This window comes from Protofrankia sp. Cj3, assembly GCF_917627355.1.
In the GTDB taxonomy this organism is placed as follows: domain Bacteria; phylum Actinomycetota; class Actinomycetes; order Frankiales; family Frankiaceae; genus Protofrankia.
This window is the reverse complement of the sequence record NZ_CAKJTR010000015.1, coordinates 2,426-8,065: the sequence shown is the minus strand read 5'-3', so window position 1 is coordinate 8,065 and position 5,640 is coordinate 2,426. Positions and strand designations below refer to the sequence as shown.

7 protein-coding genes and 3 tRNA genes are annotated in these 5,640 nt (G+C 64.1%); 9 read left to right on the top strand and 1 reads right to left on the bottom strand.

Annotated elements, in window-relative coordinates:
- Nucleotides 1–416 precede the first annotated feature (416 nt).
- The 5 genes from MJ783_RS03510 (at nt 417) to MJ783_RS03490 (ending at nt 1,992) form a co-directional block, all read left to right on the top strand.
- Nucleotides 417–489, top strand: a tRNA-Thr gene (locus MJ783_RS03510).
- Nucleotides 490–575: 86 nt separating this feature from the next.
- A tRNA-Met gene (locus MJ783_RS03505) sits at nt 576–649 on the top strand.
- A gap of 100 nt (nt 650–749) precedes the next feature.
- Entirely contained in the window at nt 750–914 is a 165-nt protein-coding gene (gene rpmG, locus MJ783_RS03500; RefSeq protein ID WP_255720253.1) for a 50S ribosomal protein L33, read from the top strand.
- A 156-nt stretch (nt 915–1,070) separates the two neighbouring features.
- Nucleotides 1,071–1,553, top strand: coding sequence for a MaoC family dehydratase N-terminal domain-containing protein (locus MJ783_RS03495; protein WP_239308461.1), 483 nt, complete (start codon nt 1,071–1,073; stop codon nt 1,551–1,553).
- 10 nt (nt 1,554–1,563) lie between these two features.
- Nucleotides 1,564–1,992 carry a MaoC family dehydratase gene (locus MJ783_RS03490; protein WP_239308487.1) on the top strand — a complete coding sequence of 143 codons (429 nt, stop codon included), beginning with the start codon at nt 1,564–1,566 and terminating at the stop codon, nt 1,990–1,992.
- 208 nt (nt 1,993–2,200) lie between these two features.
- On the opposite strand, the gene MJ783_RS03485 is transcribed toward MJ783_RS03490, so the two are convergent.
- Complete coding sequence (locus tag MJ783_RS03485; RefSeq protein WP_239308460.1) at nt 2,201–3,409, bottom strand: pyridoxal phosphate-dependent aminotransferase; 1,209 nt, start codon at nt 3,407–3,409, stop codon at nt 2,201–2,203.
- A 426-nt stretch (nt 3,410–3,835) separates the two neighbouring features.
- Between MJ783_RS03485 and MJ783_RS03480 the strand changes: the two genes are divergently transcribed.
- The 4 genes from MJ783_RS03480 to rplK form a co-directional block, all read left to right on the top strand.
- A tRNA-Trp gene (locus MJ783_RS03480) sits at nt 3,836–3,908 on the top strand.
- A gap of 30 nt (nt 3,909–3,938) precedes the next feature.
- Complete coding sequence (gene secE, locus MJ783_RS03475) at nt 3,939–4,187, top strand: preprotein translocase subunit SecE (RefSeq protein WP_239308459.1); 249 nt, start codon at nt 3,939–3,941, stop codon at nt 4,185–4,187.
- 81 nt (nt 4,188–4,268) lie between these two features.
- A complete protein-coding gene (nusG, locus tag MJ783_RS03470) occupies nt 4,269–5,063 on the top strand; it encodes a transcription termination/antitermination protein NusG (RefSeq protein WP_239308458.1) in 795 nt (264 codons plus the stop codon).
- A 151-nt stretch (nt 5,064–5,214) separates the two neighbouring features.
- A partial coding sequence (gene rplK / locus MJ783_RS03465) for a 50S ribosomal protein L11 (RefSeq protein ID WP_239308457.1) occupies nt 5,215–5,640 on the top strand: 426 nt, incomplete at its 3' end.

Here is a 5,640-nt window from a genome sequence, read left to right as displayed (position 1 = left end):
GTGGTCGTGGTCGTGGTCGTGGTCGTGGTCGTGGTAAGCGGTGTGCGGTGTCCCGTGCATGGGGCCCCCTGGCAGATGGGTGGACTGGCCGATGGGTGATCCCGGGTGACAGCTTCGCTCGGCCGACAACTACGCTAAGCGACTCTCTGGTTGCTTAGAGATATATCGATGGGCGTGGGCGGACTTTGTCGCTACCGATAGTCCACCCTTGTCTTAATTAGATGAAATTTCATGACATTATGCGATAATCGAAATTTTGATCTTGTCAAGATTCGATGAAGATCCGTTTAGCGTTGATCGCCGCGGCTAGCTGCCACCTCCGCCGCCGCCGCATCCGCCGCGACCAGAGCCTGTGCTCATGGCGGGGGTGCCGTCCGTGGTGTCGTTCTGTCGTGTAGCCTTAGGCGTACGCACACGCCCCTTTAGCTCAGTCGGCAGAGCATCTCCATGGTAAGGAGAAGGTCTACGGTTCGATTCCGTAAAGGGGCTCCGTGGTGGCGGTCGGTAGCCGGTTAATCGGTGCCCGGCCATTGCCCCGTTGGCTGGAATGACTGCCAACGGGGTTGAGCCATCAAGGCGGTGTAGCTCAGCCAGGCAGAGCAAGCGGCTCATAATCGCTGTGTCGCCGGTTCAAATCCGGCCACCGCTACAGGCCGGGTCGCGACCCGCCGAGGGCGACGTCTGGTCGTTCCACATGTCTATAAGTTCTGGTTCGTTCTTGTCCGACCTGCAGGAAGAGGCACAGCACCGTGGCCGCCACCGATGTCCGTCCAAAGATCACAATGGCGTGTCAGGTGTGCAAGCACCGTAACTACATCACACGCAAGAACCGCCGCAACGACCCCGATCGTCTCGAGCTGCGCAAGTTCTGCCCGAACTGCAGGCAGCACACCGACCACCGCGAGACTCGCTGACCCGCGCTGCTCCTCGTGTCGCCCCTCGCGGGTGCGCGGGGCCGCTTCGCTGTGTCGCGTGGCTGTTCGGCGCGGTCGTATGGAAGCATGGCGTTGTGATTTCGTCGGTCCGGTGCCATGGTGTGACCGGCGCCATGGTGAGATCGGAGCATTGCGATGCCGTTGAATCGAGACTTCATCGGGCGCCGATTTGTCGCGGACACACCCTTCCTGGTCGGGCGTGAGCATATCCGGCAGTTTGCCCTCGCGATCCGTGAGGACAGCCCGCTCTGTCATGATCTGGATGCGGCCAAGTCCGCTGGTTATATCGATCTTATTGCGCCGCCCACGTTCCTGACCGCACTCGGTATGTGGCGGTCCGTCGTTCCCCTGCACGATCCCGCGCTCGGCCTCGACTACTCGTTGGTGGTGCACGGTGAGCAGCGCTACTCGTTGCGGCGGCCGGTCGTCGCCGGCGACGAGATCATCGTTTCCGGCATGATCTCCGGCATCCGGAACGCTGGCCGTAACGAGCTAATGATCATCGATTATGAGTTCGCGACGACCGGTGGTGAGCTGCTGGCAACCGCCCGTTCGTCACTGGTCTCCCGTGGAACCGCCGTTGTGGAAAGCGGAACCGCCGGGGTCGAGAACGGCTGAGAGGTTCATGATGTCCGCGACTCTTGGTTACAGCGATGTTGAGGTCGGTACGCTGATCCCCGAACGGGAGTTCCGGATCCGCCGTGAAGATCTTGTCCGTTACTGCGGAGCGTCAGGCGACTTCAATGTGATCCACTGGAACGACCGGGCCGCGACTGATGTGGGCCTGCCCGGAGTCATCGCTCATGGGATGTACACCATGGCCAGCGCGGCGCGGCTTGTCACCGACTGGGCCGGTGATCCCGGGGCGGTTGTCGAGTATGGCGTCCGGTTTTCCTCGTTCGTCCCGGTGCCGGACGACGACGCCGGTGCCGCGCTGGTGGTCAGTGGTGTGGTTGCCAAGAAGCTGGACGACAACCAGGTTGTTGTGAACATCACTGTCCGGTGCGACGGAACCAAGGTGCTGCTGGGTTCGCGCGCCACGGTCCGCCTTTCCTGATCGTTTCATCGTCGCAACAAGCAGTCCGCTTTGCCGCGGCTGGCTGTGGCGTCCCCGGCCGCGGAACTCCCGGCCGCGGAGGTCCCGGCGGCACCACAGCCGACGCTCAGAGCGACCGGCAACAGGGGACGCGGCGTCGCGGGGCCAGGGCACGCACCCCAGCCCCGCTCATTGATCCACACCCCTATTGCCGGGCGCTCTTACTCCGCTACTCCGCCTCGGCCAGCAGGTCGGACATGCGCTGTACGCCGGTGGCCAGATCCTGGTCGCCGAGGGCGTAGGACAACCGGGCGTAGCCGGGTGTCCCAAACGCCTCACCGGGCACGATCGCGACGCCGGCCTCCTCGAGGATGAGCGTGGTCAGGTCCGCTGAGGTCGTCGGGGTGCGTCCTCGCAGCGTGCGGCCAATAACGCCGAGCAGTGACGGGTAGCAGTAGAAGGCGCCCTCGGGCATCGGGCACACCACCCCGGGGGTCGCGGAGAGCATGCGGTGCATAGTCTGGCGCCGCCGGTCGAAGGCAAGACGCATCTGCGCGACCGCGTCCAGCGGGCCCGCCACGGCAGCCAGCGCCGCGGCCTGCGCCACGTTGGAGACGTTGGACGCGGCATGGGACTGCAGATTGATGGCCGCCTTGACGGCATCCGCCGGACCTGCCAGCCAGCCGACCCGCCACCCCGTCATGGCGTAGGTTTTGGCGACGCCGTTGACGACGATGCAGCGGTCGGCGATCTCGGGCACCTCTACCGGCAGGGAAGCGAACCGGGCGTCGCCGTACACCAGATGCTCGTAGATCTCGTCCGCGATCACCCAGATCCCAGCCTGGGCCGCCCAACGCCCGATCGCGCGGACCTCCTCAGGGGTATGTACCGCACCGGTCGGATTGGAGGGTGAGCAGAACACCAAGGCCTTCGTCCGAGGGGTGCGCGCCTTCTCCAGCTGTTCCACCGTGACCCGGTAGCCCTGCTCGGGAGTGGTCACGACATCCACAGCCCTGCCACCGGCAAGGCGGATCGACTCCGGGTAGGTGGTCCAGTAGGGAGCGGGCAGCAGCACTTCGTCGCCGGGGTCGAGGAGTGTTGCGAACGCTATGTAGACGGCCTGCTTGCCACCATTGGTGATGAGTACCTGACTGGCCGCGATATCGAGGCCGGAGTCGCGGCGGGTCTTGTCGGCCACCGCTTCTCTGAGCTCTGGCAGGCCGGCGGCTGGTGTGTACCGGTGCATTTTTGGATCGCTGCATGCCTTCTCGGCAGCGGCGACAACGTGGTCGGGGGTGGGAAAGTCCGGTTCGCCGGCACCAAAGCCGATCACGTCCCGGCCGGCTGCGCGCAGCGCCTTGGCGGTCGAGTCCACGGCAAGTGTCGCCGAAGGGGCGATGCCTCCGACGCGGTGAGAGATCCGGGTCATGACCGTCATGCTGCCACGCATACCAGGTTGGCTGCTCGATCATCGGCGCGGTGCGGCCGGATCCGGCCGGTGTGCCCGATGCATCCGGTCCGGGTGGCGATGCCCCTCGTGACTCTTGGCCCCGCTGGTCACACGATACTGCGCTACAATCGCGCGACCCCTGGCCGGTCGGGCAGCCGCTGTCCAGCAAGTCCCTTTCCGGTTAGCCTGGGATGCGTCCGCGACGTGGAGCTTGATCACTGGTTCGTAGGAGATCATGGATACGTGAGGGTGGGCCGTGTAAGGAGCCGTGTAGGGAGTATGGTGGATGCGCTTAGGCCGTCATCCCCGCGTGTAGCGCCGTAGATGATTTTCATGCCCATGATCTTTATGATCATGATTGGTCTGAGTGCATCTTGATCGGCGGCTACCAGCACGGTGGTGGTCGTGGTGTAAAGGGGCGTGGCTCAATTGGTAGAGCACCGGTCTCCAAAACCGGCGGTTGCAGGTTCGAGTCCTGTCGCCCCTGCGGTATCCGACGACCAGGTAGGTGGAGTGAGTGGCGACCGACACACGTGACGCGGCACCGAGGGCCGGCCAGCCGACCCGGCCGGCAGCTCGACGCCGTACCACGCCGCTGCGCTTCTACCGAGAGATCGTCGCCGAGCTTCGGAAGGTCATCTACCCAGGTCGAAGCGAACTGATCACTTATGTGGTTGTAGTGCTCATGTTTTGCTCGATCATGGTGGCATTCGTCGCCTCGCTGGACTTCGGTCTCACCAAGGCGGTGTTGGCGATCTTCGGTTGAGGTGGACCGTTTCCGCGGATCCATGTCGCCATAGCGCCCGCACAGCTCACAGAGCACGGTCAAGAGAGAAGGAACGTCCGCGTGTCCCAGTTTCCCGAGCATGTCTCCTCCGAACAGGGAGAGGCCCTCGACGGTCTCGACCCGCTGGCGGCGCTGGTGCGCGACGAGGTGGCAAGCACGGAGGCCGGCGCCTTGCCGCAGGACGGCGAGAGCGGCGACGGTTCCACCGGCGTCGAGACGGAGCCCGGCTATCTTGCCGCGGCTGTCGCGGATGTCGACCAGCCCGCCTTCGACGACGATGACGACGATGACGGCGACATCCGCCAGGCGCTGGAGGACGCGCCTGGCGACTGGTACGTCATTCATTCGTACGCCGGCTATGAGAACAAGGTGAAGACCAACCTCGAGACTCGGATCTCCAGCCTCAACATGGAGGACTACATCTTCCAGATCGAGGTCCCGACCGAGGAGGTTCCGGTCATCAAGAACGGCAAACGGCAGCTGGTGCAGCAGAAGAAGTATCCGGGCTACATCTACGTCCGTATGGACCTCACTGACCAGTCGTGGTCCGCGGTTCGAAACACCCCGGGTGTGACCGGCTTCGTCGGCCTGACCAACAAGCCGTCACCGTTGCGGACAGAGGAGGTTGTTTCCATTCTTGCGCCGCCGGCGCCACCCGAGAAGAAGACCGAGACGGTCCGGGTGCAGGAGTTCGAGGTCGGGGAGTCCGTGACCGTCATGGATGGCCCGTTCGCGACCCTTCCGGCGACCATCAGTGAGATCAACCTCGATGCGCAGCGGCTCAAGGTGCTGGTGTCCATCTTCGGCCGCGAGACGCCGGTCGAACTTCAGTTCAACCAGGTCGCGAAGATCTGATCTGCTCGATGGCCGAAGGCGGCGCGGTTGTCTCCGCTTCCGCTCCACCGGAGGTTCCAACCAGCCAGGCGAACCGGTAGCCGGCCGGCGGCACGGTCGCAGCGTTCTTGGCGCCGACGGAGACCCCAGGAAACCCAGAGAGAAACGACACATGCCTCCCAAGAAGAAGATCGCGGCAATTATCAAGCTCCAGATCAATGCTGGTGTGGCGACACCCGCGCCGCCGGTCGGTCCGGCGCTCGGCCAGCACGGCGTCAACATCATGGAGTTCTGCAAGCAGTACAACGCGGCCACCGAGTCGCAGCGCGGGAACGTCGTTCCGGTCGAGATCACCGTGTATGACGACCGTTCGTTCACCTTTGTCACCAAGACCCCGCCGGCGGCCCGGCTTATCCTCAAGGCCGCTGGGATTGAGAAGGGCAGTGGTGTTCCGCACCGCACCAAGGTGGCGAACCTCACCGCGGAGCAGATCCGTCAGATTGCCCAGACCAAGCTGCCCGACCTCAACGCGACCACGCTGGAAGCCGCCGAGAAGATCATTGCTGGGACGGCGCGGTCGATGGGGATAACCATTCTT

Coding starts and splice junctions, on each gene's coding strand:
- MJ783_RS03490 (WP_239308487.1), top strand. CDS start 1,564: ATGTCCGCGACTCTTGGTTACAGCGATGTTGAGGTCGGTACGCTGATC.
- MJ783_RS03485 (WP_239308460.1), bottom strand. CDS start 3,409: ATGACGGTCATGACCCGGATCTCTCACCGCGTCGGAGGCATCGCCCCT.
- MJ783_RS03495 (WP_239308461.1), top strand. CDS start 1,071: ATGCCGTTGAATCGAGACTTCATCGGGCGCCGATTTGTCGCGGACACA.